We start from the raw sequence: 15,601 nt of genomic DNA, 5'->3' as shown, positions 1-15,601 counted from the left end.
TCATTTGTCTGTTTCCGAAAGACAAAAAATATTTATTTCCACTATACTCTATTTAAAATGAAAAAGCAAGAAAAAAATAATCTTTTTATACACGTAAAAACAGGAGGCACAGACAGATTTCTCTGTGTGCCTCCTGTATAAGATTGGCTGCCGCAGCCTTTATTTTTACTTTAAAGTAGCTCGGATCAGGCTGTTATGGTCTCCTTTTGCAAGTTCTTTTACCCTGTCAAAGTCCAAATGCATAGCCTCTGTGATGCGTTCTCCGTATTCCGGGTCTGCCCAGAAGCAGTGTACTGCATGGCGATACTTGATATTATCAGTCACCGGCGCAATATTTCTCGCCGTATTTTCTATCAGAAGGACCTTCTTGTCCTCCTCAAGGATACGCCACAGATCTCCGCCTGCCCGGAAGCAGTCATCCGTAGGATCATCCGTAGGATCATAGGCATACATAGCACCTGACAGATCAAGAGGCGGCTCCATGACCTCCGGCTGTGACGACCATACGCCTGCGCTGTTTGGTGAATAGGAAGGCGCCCTCCCGTAATTTCCATCCACACGCATAGCGCCGTCCCGGTGATAGTCGCTGACCTGGCATTTTGCCCTGTTTACCGGAATCTCATTGTAATTGACTCCCAGACGGTATCTGTGGGCATCTCCGTATACAAACAAGCGGCCCTGCAGAAACTTATCCGGTGAAAATCCAATGCCCGGCACTACATGGGCAGGTGTAAATGCTGCCTGTTCAACCTCCGCAAAATAATTTTCGGGGTTTCTGTTCAGTTCCAGCACCCCCACCTCTATCAGCGGATATTCTCTGTGTCTCCAAATTTTCGTAATATCAAACGGATTCTCATAATGGTTTCTCGCCTGTTCTTCTGTCATGATCTGCACATACATGGTCCACTTGGGATAATCGCCCCGCTCAATGGATTCAAAAAGGTCACGTCCATGGCTCTCCCGATCCATGCCGCATATTTTCTCTGCCTCCTCATCCGTCAGATTTTTGATTCCCTGCTGTGTGTGGAAATGGAATTTACACCAGAACCGTTCATTCTTTTCATTATAAAATGAATAGGTATGTTCACCATAGAAGTGCATGTTCCTGAAGGATGCCGGTATTCCCCGGTCTGACATTACAATGGTGGTCTGATGAAAGGTCTCAGGAAGCAGTGTCCAGAAATCCCAGTTGTTCTGAGCGGAACGCATGCCTGTCCTTGGATCACGTTTTACAGCCCGGTTCAAATCCGGGAAATTATGTACATCGCGGAGGAAAAATGTGGGCGTGTTATTTCCCACCAGGTCCCAGTTTCCCTCTTCCGTATAAAATTTTACAGCCACACCGCGGATATCACGCTCCGCATCCGCGGCCCCCCGCTCCCCGGCAACCGTGGAGAAACGGATAAAAAGCTCTGTCTCTGCACCGGGCTGCAGGACCTTCGCTTTTGTATATTGGGAAATATCATGGGTAACCGTAAGTTTTCCGTAGGCTCCCCATCCTTTGGCATGCATTCTGCGCTCCGGTATCACTTCACGGTCAAAATGCGCCAGTTTTTCCATCAGCCACACATCCTGCATGAGTACCGGGCCTCTCGGACCTGCTGTCAGGGAATGTTCATTTTCTGCCACAGGTGCACCGGCTTCATTCGTAAGTTTCCATTTGTTTTCTTCCATGCTTTAATCTCCTTTTTTTCAGACACCTCCGTGACAAATGAGGTAACTCGTGCTCCATGAAAATATTCTTATTCTGCCGCCAGTTACTGCATGTTATTTATATATTTATAACATATATAAATTTATTTTTCTGTGACTATATCACATATCATCTTTTTTTTATCATATCATCATTCAGCACAATATACATCATTCTTCTAAAATTATTTTTGTTTTTATGCATTCTTTATACTTTCTTAAGAACTTACAAAAAAACCCGGAACAAATGAACATTCCGAGTCTTTTTGTAATACCCAGAGGCTATCTTCCTCTGTGCTTTTCCTTTCTTTTCTGCTGCCTTAAGGCAAATTTTCTCTGCTCCTCCTCTTCCCTTTTCTCTTTGGAAAGGGATCTGCGCATTTCCTTATTTTCCTCATGCTGGAGCTTCAGAGCCTGCTGGGATTTCGTGCCGATGCCCGTCCGGTTCATCTGCTTTTTTACCTGGCGCAGCATCCTTTTAGGATTTTTATGCTCTGTTCTTCTCACAGCTTCAGCAACAGCCGGACTGAAACTCAGACGATACCAGTTCTGACTGATAAATTCCTGTACCTCATACTCTTTTGGCTCCGGTCCGAATGTGATCTTACACACAGAACATCCTCTGCTGTCCGTTCTCTCACACAGGCCAATCCAAAAGGGGTCCTGAAAAAACACCTTCACTGTTATCGAAATCCTGTCCATAATCGTTCCTCCTTGAAATGTTTTTATGGACTGTGAGGGTTATCCATCCGAATACCACTGCACATGTCCTGCAAAGAAGGGACGACCTAAGGAGGAAGGTTACTTACAGACCGGAATATCTGCACATCCGGTCTGCGCCCGGACTACCTACCGGGTCTGTGTGGCCCTGCCGCACGTTGTGTTTTTATCTTTGCATATATATTATAGCGCATTTGAGGAGAATGTGCCACCCGGTCTGCTGCCTTCTTTCTGTTTTGTGATATGTAAAAAGGCTCCCGGGTCGATTTCCCCGGAAGCCCATCTCTTTATTTTCCCACAGCCTTTTTCATCTCTGCTGCCACTTTATTCCTCAGTCTGTAAAGATACTCCGCATCCTGCGGATAGTTCTCAAACGTGATCTTTCCTTCTACACCCTCATATATAATTTCCACTACCCTCTCCCTGCCAACACTTTTTTCCAGTTCCTCCAAAGCCCGCATATCGTCAAGCCCCTCCCGCTGTACCTCTGCCCGGATGGAAGACCATGGTTCCCCGTCCGCGCCGGGATACACCAGAAATGTGTCTCCGGATGGAAACGCAAAACCTGCATGCGTGTCAAAAAAGGGATCGATATGCTCTATGGAAAACATAGAATTATAGAAGTTATATCCCCAGTGCAAAAAACCCTCTATCCTATACAGATACATCAGCACACCCATAATCCGGTTTCTGGCACTTGGCATGGCCAAAAAGCGGTTTGGCACTTTATTATTCTGCGCACAGCAGTAATATACCCAGAGATGCTCCACCCCGTGATCTATAAAAGCCTGGATATGGTCATTGGATGGAATTGGATTTTCCACGATCCCTTTTTCATAGAACACGTAATCACTCAGGGCATCCATCACCTTCCACCCTTTCAACAGATCCTCCACTGCTGCCTTAGCCTGTATATAACTGTCCAGATTCTCCCTTGACGGTTCGTCAGAGATATGAAAATAAACATGCTCTCTGTCAAACCCAAACGCTTCCAGCTTCTCCTGAAGCGCCGGAAGAAAGGCTTCCAGAAATCTTCTGTATTCTCTGCTCACAGCCGGTACATGCCACCCGAATTTCTGTGTCTTAAGGCCATTCTCTGTGACATATATCTTCGGCGTCGCCTTTGCCCCCCACTGGGTGAAGAGATGGGCAATCTCAAGATTCTCAATCCCTGACCGTCTGCAGATATCACACCACCTTTTCAGCTTTGTAAAATCAAAAAGGTAACCGTCCTCTTTCAATTCTGCCTCAACCAATTGAACCGTTGTGCGCTCTCCTCCGATTGCAGTGTCCAGGGGCGGTGTAAACACAGGCGTCAAGATCATATTGACCCCCAGCTCTCTCCCTGCAAGGGCAATCTGCTTTTCTATGACTTTCCAGTGCATTTCGCTGAATACTTCCGTCCGATAGAAATCTGCCAGGCAGTCCGCATGAAACCACTCTGTATGTATGAGAGACTGCGGTCTCCACTGCGCCTCCGCCACTTCCAGCTCAAAAGGAAACACCGCTCTTTCACATTCCATGTGTTCCGGCTTTTTAAGTGTACCATCTCCCATGTATACTTCCGGCAGCATGGTCAGCTCAACCGCCGCCTGATATACCCCGGCATCCAGCGTTTTTGTATCCGGAAGATCAATCCACAATGCCCGAAACTGCCCGGGCATTGGCGTGATAATATTCTCTTTTTTGGGTTTCAGCAGGTCCGGAAACAGCCCCGGCCGGGTTGTCAGATAATTCTCATCCGTAACCTCATAACAGGGAAAGGCGGATGGCACCAACTCCACATCACGGAAGCGCGCGCTGGCCGGTATTCCTGTCACTTTACATTGAAAACGGTATTTATATGGAAGGTTCTCCCCACCGCATTTTCTCCTGTAGGCAATCTGTACCGCAGGCATTTCTCCTCTCAGAATTGAGATTCTGTGTGCCTCGCCCATTGCCTTTGGCTCAGTATCCGGAAATATTTTTTCCAGACTGCCGGTCAAATAAAATTCAAACTCTGGCATACTTCTCCTTTCAAAATGGCATTCGCATAATCAGAATGGTGTCCCATCCAAATCATAAGGAGTAGCCTGATAAACGTAATAATTGAGCCAGTTCGTATACAGATTATTCGCATGTGCCCTCCACAGCAGAAGCGGCTTATTATCCGGATCATTCTCAGGATAGTAATTCTCGGGAAGCTTGATATCCAGCCCTTTCCCTTTATCTCTCTTATACTCTCCGTCCAAAGTCACACGATCATACTCCGGATGTCCCATGACAAAGATCTGGCGGCCGTCCATAGCCATGCATAAAAATACTCCGGCTTCCTCTGATTCCGCCAGGATCGTCAGCGCATCACAGGCATGGATGTCCTCTGCTGCTACCTCTGTATGACGGGAATGGGGCGCTAAAAATTCATCGTCGAATCCGCGCACAAGGGGCACCCTGCGGTTTTTTACCCTGTGGCGGAAGAGGCCGAACACCTTGTGGTCCATCATTTTCTTCTTCAGGCCATAGTGATAGTAAAGCCCCGCCTGGGCAGCCCAGCACAGGTAAATGGTGGAGGTCACATTTGTCTTTGTCCACTCCATGATTTCCTGTAACTCTTCCCAGTAATCCACTTCCTCAAATTCCATCTGCTCCACCGGTGCGCCTGTAATGATCATTCCGTCATACTTATGGGCTTTTACCTGGTCAAAGGTCTCATAGAATTTGTTCAAATGGCTGGTCGCCGTATTTTTTGACTCGTGGGTCGCAACCATCATGAAAGATACGTCCACCTGCAGAGGAGTATTGGACAGTGAGCGCAGAAGCTGCAGCTCTGTCTCTTCTTTGAGCGGCATAAGATTCAGGATCAGGATACGGATCGGCCGGATATCCTGATGGACCGCACGCCCCTCATCCATGACAAATATATTTTCTTTTTCCAGTATTTCCTTAACAGGCAGGTCACTTTGTATTTTAATCGGCATGTACTATTCCTTCTTTCCTTATGTATTGTTTTTGGTAACTATTCAGCCAGCTGAATAGTTACGGGTATTCGCCCATTAAAAATCGCTTCGCGATGGGGCGAATACCTGCCGCCACTACTCTTTTGCACGGTCAGCGCAGTAAATGCGCAGACCTGACTGAACAGTTACCTGAACCGATACAAATAAAGAATGAGATAAAGGAGAAAAATCATTATGGCACTGGTAAAAATGAAAACATTACTGGAAAACGCAGCAAAAAACAACAGGGGATGCGGTGCATTCAGTGTAGGCAATATGGAAATGGTAAAAGGAGCCATCCGGGCAGCAGAGGAGCTTGATACTCCTATCATCTTACAGATCGCAGAAGTGCGTCTGAAACATTCCCCCCTTGACCTGATGGGCCCTATGATGGTGCAGGCGGCAAAATCAGCTAAGGTGGATGTGGCAGTGCATCTGGACCACGGCCTTACTTTTGAGACGGTTCAGAGAGCGCTGGAGCTTGGTTTTACATCCGTAATGCTGGATGCCTCCACACTTCCTTTTGAAGAAAACATTGCAAATACCAGAAAAGTTGTGGAACTGGCAGCAGAGTACGGCGCTACAGTGGAGGCCGAACTGGGCCTGGTAGGCGGCAGTGAGGACGGAAGCTGTGACCATGGTATCCGCTGTACTGACCCGGATGACGCCAAAGTATTTGCAGAGAAGACAGGCATTGACGCCCTTGCCGTGGCGATCGGCAACGCGCATGGAAATTATCCGGTGGCTCCGAAGCTGGCCTTTGATGTGCTGGAGCAGATACATAATAAAGTGGATATTCCCCTGGTGCTTCACGGCGGCAGCGGCATCACGGATTCTGATTTCCAGAGAGCAATCTCCCTTGGTATCAGGAAAGTAAACATTGCGACTGCAAGCTTTAACTGCCTGACAAAGAAAGTGGAGGAGTACATTGCCTCAGAGGGAAAACACAATTACTTTGACCTGAACGAGGCTATGGTGCAGGGGACATATGAGAATGTAAAACGTCATATTCTGGTATTCAACACACCATACGAATGCCTGTCTGAAAATTCATTCCGGGCACAGTAAGAACAATGACCGGACAGCAGTGTACGCTGCTGTCCGGTATTTTAAAACAAAAATAGGGGAATAGTGGTTTACATAAAGCAGTAACAAAGGGAGCGAGGGAGAGATTATGAGAGAGAATAAAACCAGTGCAAAGACAAAATATCTGATACTGATCTTCGGTGCCTTTGCCATATTTTTTACAGGGTATCCGCATATATGGTCCATATACCAGCCCTACGCCATGGAGCTGACAGGCTGGAGCCAGAGTCAGGCCAGTATGGGATTCTATTTAAGCTTTCTGGCATTTGTGCCGGGAAATATTATCGGGGGAAGGATTCAGGACAGATCAAACCCCGGGATCGTGGTGGCTGTGGGAGGCGGGATATTCGCAGCGGGGATTCTGATGTCCGCTTTTTCCATGCGGCAGTCACCGGTTATGCTGTATCTGACATATGGGATCATGCAGGGATTTGGGCAGGGCATGATATATACCACCATTATATCCACAGCCCAGAAATGGTTTCCTGACAGGACAGGCTTTGCGTCAGGGGTTATCGTGACAGCAAACGGCCTCTGCGGATTTTTTCTGGCTCCGCTTTCCAGAGTGCTGCTGGCAGAGCGGGGCATTCAGTTTACCCTGTTGACGATCGGTTCCGTACTGGCGCTGGCCTGGATACTGGCAAGCATTTTTATCAGAAATCCGGAGAAACGGGATCTTGGATCTGGCGGAGGAAAAGAGTCTGCTGCTGCGCTCTATGAGGGACGCCAGTATTCATCAGGGGAGATGCTGCGGACAAAGAAATTCTATTATTTGCTGGCAGTCATGCTGTTTGGGCTGATCCCCTATCTGATTCTTTCGCCTCTGTCCCAGACCGTCCAGATGGACAGGGGCATAGCCTCAGGCATAGCCGTCACTTCGGTCATGGCGGGTTCCGTCTGCAACGCAGCTGCCAGGCTTCTTCTGCCTACTGCCGCAGATAAGGTGGGGCGTACCATCTGTCTGAAAGGGGTATTGGCTTTCATAGTCCTTGCCATGGTCCTTCTGATCACAGCTCCGGCACCGATGACTACGGTGTGCGTGGTGCTGATGTATGCCTGCTACGGCGGCATTATGGGAAGTTTTCCCTCCCTGGCAAGTTCTATTTTCGGTATGAAGCATTCCGGGGAGAATTACGGGTATGTCATGTTTGGAATTATTGTGGCAACCTTAAGCGCCCCTGCTGTCACCAATTCCGTGCTGGGTGCAGGCATGGATATCAATGTGGTATTTGCCATAGGTGCGCTGTGCGGGGCTGCGGCTCTTGGATTTTTACTGCTTCTTGAGAGAGAGTTAAAGAAAGAGACAGCTGTGCAGATACAGCCGGAAATAGAATAAAGACAGAGTGAAAAAGGTCCGGTTTATATTCCGGGCCTTTTCTGTGTTCTGTATTCCTTGGGGGTCATGCCTGTATATTCCCGAAAGACCTTGTTAAAATAAGAGGGGGAGGAGAAACCCACAAATTCAGAAATTTTATTGATGCTCAGATTGGAGGTGATGAGCATCTTTTTTGCGTTGTCAATCCTGATCTGTATGATGGCCTTGTTTGGGGTGATTCCGTATTCCCTTTTCAGGCACCGTATGATATGTACCGGATGAAAATTAAAATAATCTGCTATACTTTCCAGGGTAAGCTGTGTGTGGAAATTCTGAAGGATGTATTCCATAATATTAGCAGCCAGAAGTTCTGAGGAGTTACGCTGGGGCTGAAACACCTGTACAAAGCTCAGAAGCCGGAAAAACAGCTCCTGGCATTCCAGAGGTGATAAAAGTGCCTGGTCCTGGGTCTCTTTCTGTTGGTATTTGTCTATGTTGGCAGATATTAATTTCGAGAATATGGATGTAAATTCACTGCTCTCCAGCGGTGTCATTTTTTTATAAAGGGGGAGTGTAAGTGTGCTCTTCCGATCCGTATATGTACTCAGTGATTTCCGCTCTTCTTTCACCAGATGAAATTCTTCGGAGTAATGATATTCTCCCACACTTCTGAAATGAAGCCAGTCAAATTTTGTTTTCTCCGTCACCTTTTTGTGTCCGTAATGGGTGGAATCCGGTTTTAAAATAATCAGTTCGTTTTCCCTGAGATGATACGAGGCGTCTCCGTCTGTAATATAAAGTTCTCCGTATTCGATAAAGATCAGGTCAAAGATCCCGATATTGCTGCGTCTCCCGTGTGCGTCCCCGGGGCGGTAGAGGGCAGACCCTGCAATGATGAAGTGCGGGTAAGGGGGAGTAGAAAAGTTCACATATTCCATGACGGCCTCCTGTCTTATATGTTTATATTTTAATATGATTATAAACGGATATTTGCTGTAAATCAACTAAAAATTAGAAAATATATTTCGTTATATGTTAAATTATTACAATTTTATGCTGTTAATATTTTACTATTTTAGGTAAAGAATATGAATTTACTTATAGAAAGAGTTTTTGTATAATATACCCAAGATATCGGCCCGATACCACGTAAAACATATCAAAATGCATAATGATGCAGAAGTTGAGGTCTGCGTCCAAGGAGGAAAATTATGAAAACAGGAAACATGAAGAAATGGGCAGCCCTTTCCATGACATCTCTTATGGCAGTTTCCATGCTGGCAGGCTGCGGCGGTGACAGGAATTCCGGTGAGAAAAAAGACAAGGAGACAGCTTCCGAAAAGTCGGAGATCGTTGTGTGGACACGTGATTCCACAGTAGCGGCTGTAAAAAGCGCTGCAGAAAAATACAATGAGCAGAACGAAAACGTGGAAGTGAAAGTAGTGGAGCAGCCCGCATCCCAGATGGCAGACCAGCTCTCCCTGGCGCTGTCCTCAGGAGAGGCGCCGGATATCGTCTCCCTGGACTGCACAAAGGTTCCCTACTTTGCATCTATAGGAGCCTTTGCTGATATTTCTGATAAGTACGAGGCTCTGGATTATAAGGATACCTTCAGTGAAGGTATGATAAAGTCAGGACAGCTTGAAGGCAAGACTTATGCAGTGCCCTTTGCGCCGGACGTTTCCGTACTTCTGTACAACAAAGACCATTATCAGGAGGCCGGTCTTGACCCGGAAACACCGCCCAAGACCTGGGATGAGCTGATCGCTGATTCCCAGAAACTGACCACAGCGGACCGATACGGCTATGTCTATGCCGGAGGTGACGCGGGGGGCCATATGTTTACCTTCATGCCCTATGTATGGAACAACGGAGGGGAAGTGCTCTCAGAAGACGGGAAGACATGTGAGCTGGATTCCGAAAATGCAGTCGCAGCCCTTTCCATGTTCAATGATCTGACAAATACCTATAAAGTAACGCCTCCCAGTGTTACCACATACTCCTGGAATGAGGCACAGGATGCATTCCTCACAGGAAAAGCCAGCCAGGTAGTGCTGGGCAGTGCAGCTATTTATTCTTTCATAAGCGGTGAACACAATGATATGAACTGGGGCGCCTGCCTTCTTCCAAAGGGACCGGAGGGCACAGAGTATGCGTCTTTCTCCGGCGGGGATTCCATCGGCATTACCTCCCAGTGCAAAGATGTGGACGCAGCCTGGGAATTCATACAGTTTGGCCTGTCAAAGGAAGTACAGGTGGACGAGCTGGCAAAAGGCGGTCTGCTCCCTGCAAGAAGCGATTTCTTTGACAACGAATATTTCAATGATACACCGGAATACCAGGTGCTGAAAGAGGCGCTGGAGGTAGGACATACCCCGGTATCTTTGAAATACGATGAGATGTATGTGCCCATTCTGGAGGCTATGCAGACCTGTCTGAACGGGGAGAAGACACCGGAACAGGCATTTGGGGATGCTGCGGAGGCTATCAATAAAATTATGCAGTGACAACAAGAGGGGGCCTGCCTGCAGGCACCCCTCCATAAAGTAAGGAGAAACTGATGAAGAGAAGACATAAAAAGAAAATACCGCTGGTATCCTATTTGTTCATACTCCCGGCACTGATATTGAATCTCATGTTTTTTGTATTTCCATTTCTCCAGTCACTGCTCATGTCATTTTACGACTGGCCGGTGCTGGGGGAGAAAACGTTTGTCTTTCTGGATAATTATATAAAACTGTTTCAGGATGCCCAGTTTTGGAATTCATTGCTGTTCACCATGAAATACGCGGTCTTTGTGACCCCGTGCCTGTTTATTCTGGCTTTTATCCTGGCACTTCTGATCAATGGGGCATTTAAGGGTGTGAATTTGTTCCGTTCCCTGTACTTTGCTCCGGTGGTCATATCCATGACATGCTGCAGTATGGTATGGCTCTGGATCTATAATGATCTGTACGGTGTGCTGAATTACCTTCTCCAGACACTGGGGATCATACAGGACCCTATCCTGTGGATGAATTCGGCTAAGACATCCCTGCCCGCCGTGATATTTATGGTCACCTGGAAGATGGCGGGATTTTCCATGCTGATCATTCTGGCGGCATTCCAGTCCGTAGATGAACAGATCTACGAGGCTGCAAGTGTGGATGGGGCCAATAAAGTAAAGCAGTTTTTCAGGATCACTCTGCCGATCATCAAGCCGCATGCGGCTCTGGCACTGATTTTGTCGGTCATCGGCTCCGTACTGGCATTTGAGCAGTTCCTGATCATGACAAAAGGCGGTCCTGCGCAGGATACCACAACCATTGTCCATTACATATACAATACGTCATTTAAGTATTTTAAGATGGGATATGGATCTGCCATGACAATGATTCTGCTGCTTGTGCTCGGTGTTCTGAGTTATTTTGAAAATAAGGTCCTGCAGGACCCCACGAAATAGAGGAGAAAGTATGAAGAGAGTGACGAAAAAAACTTGGATGAATACAGTTCTGGCAGTCATCTTTTTCCTGCCGCTGTACTGGACGGTGGTGACGTCTCTGAAGGACAAGACAGAGATATACGGAACACCGCCCACATTGATTCCAAAGCATCCGACCCTGGCTAATTATATCAAGATATTTACCCTGGATGATGGTCTGTACAGAGGATATCTGCTGAATTCCTTTGTCATTACCGCGATCACGATTTTACTGGTGGTCTTTGTCAGCGTGCTGGCCGGGTATGGGTTCTCAAAGCTGCAGTTAAAGGGAAAGGGTCTTTTCATGGCCTGTATTCTGGCGGCGATCATGATCCCTTTCCAGGCACTGCTGAATCCGCTGTACTCCATCATGTCAAAGCTGCATCTTTTAAATACGATTCCGAGTATGGTGCTGATCTACGCCACCTTCCAGTCACCGTTCTGTATTTATATGATGAAAAACGCCTTTGACATGGTGCCGGACAGTCTGCTGGAGTCTGCAAAACTGGACGGTGCGGGGGCGTTCTCCGTGTTTTCCAACATATGTCTGCCGCTGACCTGGTCATCTGTGGCGACCATTGCCGTTTATGCGGCGTATACCACATGGAACGACTATCTGATCGCGCTGGTATTTGCCAACAGCAATTCCATTAAGACGTTCAATGTGGGACTTACCAATCTGGCGATCGGCCAGTACGGTACGGACTGGGGACTTCTGACATCCAGTTCCATTATAGGCCTGATGCCTATCCTGATCCTGTTCGTATTCCTGCAGAAATATTTTATCAAGGGAATGCTGAGCGGAGCACTAAAATAAAAGGCACCCTGGAGGAACTATTATGAGCAATAAAAATGAGAAAAGATTACATACATTTTCCATCCCGGAAGTGAAACCGGAGGGATGGCTGAAACGACAGCTGGAAATTCAGATGCAGGGACTTACGGGAAAACTGTTTGACATCTGGGACAGTGTGGGCAGTTATTCCGGCTGGCTGGGCGGTACAGGAGAAAATTGGGAGAGAGCGCCTTACTACCTGGACGGGCTTCTGCCGCTCTCCTGTTATCTGGAGGACAAAGAACACTGGGACATTGCCTGCAGGTTTGTGGAATGGACTCTGGGCAGCCAGGATGAGGAGGGAAACTTCGGTCCTGTAGCCAGTAAGGAGGACTACTGGTCCAGATTTGTCATGCTGAAGGTCCTGATCCAATACTATGAGATTAAAAAAGACAGCAGGGTACTTCCGTTTTTTGACAGGTATTTTCAGTATCTATATAAAAAGATACCCCAGGTGCCTATGAAACAGTGGTCAAGCGCCAGAATAGGGGATTTGCTGTACTGTATCCAGTGGTACTGCGAACGGGAAGAGAGAAGCTATATTCCGGCGCTTGTGGAAATGCTCAGGAAACAGGCTCTTGACTGGGTGGATATTTTTGCTGATTTTCCTTTTACAAGGCCTGCGGGTTATTATTATGACTGGAATAAGGAATACAGCCATTTTTCATGGGAAGATTATCATGACACTATGAAATACCACGCAAACCATATCGTAAATGTGACCATGGGATTTAAATACCCTGCAATGCTGTCCTATTTCTTCGATGACCTGGACTATGAGGCAGTTTCACTGGCAGGGATGGAGAGTGCTGATAAATATCACGGGGTCGCAAGCGGTGCCGTCAACGGGGATGAGCATTTAAGCGGAAACAATCCCTCCCAGGGAGCAGAACTCTGCTCAATAGTGGAATATATGTTCAGCCTGCAGACCATGCTGGAGGCCTTCGGACTTCCCTGTTTTGCGGATAAAATGGAGCGTCTTGCCTACAATGCGCTGCCGGCTACCATTACAGAGGATTTCATGGCACATCAGTATGTGCAGCAGGCAAATCAGGTGCTTGTGAGCAAAGCAAAGCGGAACTGGTTCAATAACAATGAGGAATCCAATATGTTCGGTCTGGAACCCAATTTCGGCTGCTGTACAGCGAACATGCATCAGGGATGGCCGAAATTCGTGAAGAGCCTGTGGTACAGGGAAAGTGACTCGGAAGTGGTCTCTATGGTATTTGCCCCCTGCAGGCTGGAGACGGAGGCTGAGGGAAAGAAACTGTGTATCAGGGAGGAGACAGAGTATCCTTTTAAAGAAAAAATCACGTACCATGTGGAGGAGGCTTCCCATGACGGGCTGGAATTTAAGATCAGAATCCCGGGATGGTGCAGTGCCTGTAAAATATACAAGAACGGAATCTGTGTCAAAGAAGTGAAGAACAGAGAAAAGACAGGAGATGTGGTATCTGTCTGCAGAGGAATCCGTACAGGGGACAAGATCGAAGCGGAGTTTTCCATGGAGATTGAAACATCTCATTGGTTCCATAACAGCGTGGCAGTTGAGAGAGGCCCCCTGGTGTATGCGCTGGACATGAAGGAGAGATGGGAGGCAGTCAGAGAAGTGGCAGGTGTCAGAGATTATGAGGTCTACCCTGAAAGTGACTGGAATTATGCACTGGAAGAGAATCCTTCCTTTGAAATGCAGGCAGGCCGTGTGGGAGTGGTCCCGTTTTCCAAGGAGCACCCTCCAATCCGCCTGAAGACCAGGGGACGCAGACTTGACTCCTGGAAATTGGAGGATAACAGCGCAGGGACGCTTCCCGTCAGTCCGATCAGTCCGGACGGGACAGAGGAGGAAATCACCCTGATTCCTTATGGCTGTACCAAGCTGAGGGTCACACAATTTCCATGGTACAAAAAAGAGGATAAGTAAATGCACCTCAGAGAGAAACTGAAATTCTACGCAGAGAAATTTTCCGCCCGGGATGATGAGCCTCATGGACAGGAAATTGACAACAAACACGCCGCGGTCTGGATGGGGGAGCACATCCCCCTGCTGGACTGTCAGGACCCGGTCCTTGAGGAAATCTATTATTTCCGCTGGTGGGTCTACCGGAAACATATCAAAAAGACCCCGGAAGGCTATATCCTCACAGAATTTCTTCCCCAAGTCCCCTGGTCAGGGCCCTATAACGGCATATCCTGCGCGGCAGGCCATCATCTTATGGAAGGGCGCTGGCTACGGGGCAGTGATACATATCTGAGGGATTACTGTGTGTACTGGTTCCTGGGAAGCGGCAGGGAGCATGAACAGGATTACAGCAACTGGCTGATCCACGCTGTTTACCGGTTCACCAGGACAACCGGAAATTATGATCTGGCATCAGAGCTGTTTCCCTATATGGAAGACAGTTATAAAAGGTGGAAGATAAGAAGTCTGCACAGATGCGGATTGTTCTGGTCTTCAGACAACAGGGACGGTATGGAATATTCAGCAGGCGGGAACGGCATTCGGCTCACCTTAAATTCCTATATGGCAGCAGCAGCCTCTGCCCTCTCTCGGATAGCAGGGTGGAAGGGGGACAAATCCGCTGAGGAAAGATATCAGCGAGAGGCAGAATCCATCTGGCGCAGAATGCAGACCATGCTCTGGAGGCCGGAACTGAACTTCTACAGGGGAATCCGTGTGCAGGAGAAAACAGGGACGCCGGGAGAGATGGCGGAGATGGACGAGATAACTGGCTATCTCCCCTGGTATTTTGGGCTGCCTTTTCAGTTTGAGGGGGATGCGCAGGTAAAGCGCATGGGGGCGGCTTTTTCCAGGCTTTTTGACCGGGAATGCTTTTATGCACCCTATGGGCCGTCCACCTGCAGCCGGTATCCCGGGTTCCTGGAAAAAAAGGCTGTGCATCCCTGTCTGTGGAATGGCTGGTCCTGGCCTTTTTCTACATCGCAGACTTTGACGGCAGCAGCGGAGTATCTGCAGAAGAACCGGGAGAAAAGAGGAAATACCGAATTTGGAAGAAGAGAATACGGGGAACTGCTCCTTTTGTATGCCGGTTCCCATTACAGAACAGACAGGTACGGCAGAAAGTCCTGCTGGATCGATGAAAATCTCCATCCCGACACCGGAGAGTGGGAGGCGCGCAGGTTTTTGAAGGAACAGGGATTTCCGCAGGAAGCAGGGGGATACGAGAGGGGAAAGGATTACAATCATTCAACCTTCTGTGACCTGATCATCAGCGGTGCGGCGGGGATCCATATGTATGAGGACGGGAGGCTTACGGTGACACCTCTTTTGGACCATAGATGGAAGTATTTCAAACTGGAGGATGTTCCGGCAGGCGGTCATCTTGTGACGGTCCAATATGATAAAACGGGGGAGCGATATGGCAGCGGGCCGGGGTTTCAGATATACGCGGACGGCAGACTGCAGGCGGGATTTGATTCTGTACCGGAATCTGTTACCTGCATTTTATAATAGAAAATAATGGAAGGAAAATAAGGCGGAAGGAACGCATCACCTGCGT

12 protein-coding genes are annotated in these 15,601 nt (G+C 47.9%); 7 read left to right on the top strand and 5 right to left on the bottom strand.

Annotated features, from left to right (window positions below):
* Nucleotides 1–165 precede the first annotated feature (165 nt).
* The 4 genes from WMO65_RS20265 to metA all read right to left on the bottom strand — a co-directional run bounded on the left by WMO65_RS20265 (nucleotide 166) and on the right by metA (nucleotide 5,369).
* A complete protein-coding gene (locus tag WMO65_RS20265; RefSeq protein ID WP_033143771.1) occupies nucleotides 166–1,674 on the bottom strand; it encodes a catalase in 1,509 nt (502 codons plus the stop codon).
* Nucleotides 1,675–1,974: 300 nt separating this feature from the next.
* Nucleotides 1,975–2,394 (bottom strand): YjdF family protein, encoded by a 420-nt coding sequence (locus WMO65_RS20260; RefSeq protein WP_118593799.1) that lies wholly within the window; start codon nucleotides 2,392–2,394, stop codon nucleotides 1,975–1,977.
* 305 nt (nucleotides 2,395–2,699) lie between these two features.
* Nucleotides 2,700–4,418, bottom strand: coding sequence for a DUF4091 domain-containing protein (locus WMO65_RS20255; RefSeq protein ID WP_148393295.1), 1,719 nt, complete (start codon nucleotides 4,416–4,418; stop codon nucleotides 2,700–2,702).
* Between the two features lie 30 nt (nucleotides 4,419–4,448).
* Complete coding sequence (metA, locus tag WMO65_RS20250; protein WP_148393296.1) at nucleotides 4,449–5,369, bottom strand: homoserine O-acetyltransferase MetA; 921 nt, start codon at nucleotides 5,367–5,369, stop codon at nucleotides 4,449–4,451.
* Nucleotides 5,370–5,582: 213 nt separating this feature from the next.
* Here metA and WMO65_RS20245 point away from each other — a divergent pair, with 213 nt between their 5' ends.
* Entirely contained in the window at nucleotides 5,583–6,455 is an 873-nt protein-coding gene (locus tag WMO65_RS20245; RefSeq protein WP_033143087.1) for a class II fructose-bisphosphate aldolase, read from the top strand.
* Nucleotides 6,456–6,561: 106 nt separating this feature from the next.
* Complete coding sequence (locus tag WMO65_RS20240; RefSeq protein WP_148392401.1) at nucleotides 6,562–7,809, top strand: MFS transporter; 1,248 nt, start codon at nucleotides 6,562–6,564, stop codon at nucleotides 7,807–7,809.
* 23 nt (nucleotides 7,810–7,832) lie between these two features.
* On the opposite strand, the gene WMO65_RS20235 is transcribed toward WMO65_RS20240, so the two are convergent.
* Entirely contained in the window at nucleotides 7,833–8,726 is an 894-nt protein-coding gene (locus WMO65_RS20235) for an AraC family transcriptional regulator (RefSeq protein ID WP_033143089.1), read from the bottom strand.
* 273 nt (nucleotides 8,727–8,999) lie between these two features.
* Between WMO65_RS20235 and WMO65_RS20230 the strand changes: the two genes are divergently transcribed.
* From WMO65_RS20230 to WMO65_RS20210, 5 genes are read left to right on the top strand one after another with little or no spacing between them, the layout of a single operon-like run.
* Nucleotides 9,000–10,295: an ABC transporter substrate-binding protein gene (locus WMO65_RS20230; RefSeq protein ID WP_148392399.1), complete on the top strand. Its 1,296-nt coding sequence runs from the start codon at nucleotides 9,000–9,002 to the stop codon at nucleotides 10,293–10,295.
* Between the two features lie 53 nt (nucleotides 10,296–10,348).
* Nucleotides 10,349–11,230: a carbohydrate ABC transporter permease gene (locus tag WMO65_RS20225; protein ID WP_033143091.1), complete on the top strand. Its 882-nt coding sequence runs from the start codon at nucleotides 10,349–10,351 to the stop codon at nucleotides 11,228–11,230.
* Nucleotides 11,231–11,240: 10 nt separating this feature from the next.
* Nucleotides 11,241–12,065, top strand: coding sequence for a carbohydrate ABC transporter permease (locus WMO65_RS20220; RefSeq protein ID WP_103731813.1), 825 nt, complete (start codon nucleotides 11,241–11,243; stop codon nucleotides 12,063–12,065).
* A 22-nt stretch (nucleotides 12,066–12,087) separates the two neighbouring features.
* Nucleotides 12,088–14,004 carry a beta-L-arabinofuranosidase domain-containing protein gene (locus WMO65_RS20215; RefSeq protein ID WP_148392397.1) on the top strand — a complete coding sequence of 639 codons (1,917 nt, stop codon included), beginning with the start codon at nucleotides 12,088–12,090 and terminating at the stop codon, nucleotides 14,002–14,004.
* Nucleotides 14,005–15,552, top strand: a complete 1,548-nt coding sequence (locus WMO65_RS20210) for an MGH1-like glycoside hydrolase domain-containing protein (protein ID WP_052099661.1) — start codon at nucleotides 14,005–14,007, stop codon at nucleotides 15,550–15,552.
* Nucleotides 15,553–15,601: the final 49 nt, after the last annotated feature.

This window comes from Blautia caccae (assembly GCF_040095955.1).
In the GTDB taxonomy this organism is placed as follows: Bacteria; Bacillota; Clostridia; order Lachnospirales; family Lachnospiraceae; genus Blautia; species Blautia celeris.
Note: the sequence above shows the minus strand (reverse complement) of the source record. Positions and strands in the feature narration are given on the sequence as shown.

Coding starts and splice junctions, on each gene's coding strand:
- WMO65_RS20265 (WP_033143771.1), bottom strand. CDS start 1,674: ATGGAAGAAAACAAATGGAAACTTACGAATGAAGCCGGTGCACCTGTG.
- WMO65_RS20260 (WP_118593799.1), bottom strand. CDS start 2,394: ATGGACAGGATTTCGATAACAGTGAAGGTGTTTTTTCAGGACCCCTTT.
- WMO65_RS20255 (WP_148393295.1), bottom strand. CDS start 4,418: ATGCCAGAGTTTGAATTTTATTTGACCGGCAGTCTGGAAAAAATATTT.
- metA (WP_148393296.1), bottom strand. CDS start 5,369: ATGCCGATTAAAATACAAAGTGACCTGCCTGTTAAGGAAATACTGGAA.
- WMO65_RS20245 (WP_033143087.1), top strand. CDS start 5,583: ATGGCACTGGTAAAAATGAAAACATTACTGGAAAACGCAGCAAAAAAC.
- WMO65_RS20240 (WP_148392401.1), top strand. CDS start 6,562: ATGAGAGAGAATAAAACCAGTGCAAAGACAAAATATCTGATACTGATC.
- WMO65_RS20235 (WP_033143089.1), bottom strand. CDS start 8,726: ATGGAATATGTGAACTTTTCTACTCCCCCTTACCCGCACTTCATCATT.
- WMO65_RS20230 (WP_148392399.1), top strand. CDS start 9,000: ATGAAAACAGGAAACATGAAGAAATGGGCAGCCCTTTCCATGACATCT.
- WMO65_RS20225 (WP_033143091.1), top strand. CDS start 10,349: ATGAAGAGAAGACATAAAAAGAAAATACCGCTGGTATCCTATTTGTTC.
- WMO65_RS20220 (WP_103731813.1), top strand. CDS start 11,241: ATGAAGAGAGTGACGAAAAAAACTTGGATGAATACAGTTCTGGCAGTC.
- WMO65_RS20215 (WP_148392397.1), top strand. CDS start 12,088: ATGAGCAATAAAAATGAGAAAAGATTACATACATTTTCCATCCCGGAA.
- WMO65_RS20210 (WP_052099661.1), top strand. CDS start 14,005: ATGCACCTCAGAGAGAAACTGAAATTCTACGCAGAGAAATTTTCCGCC.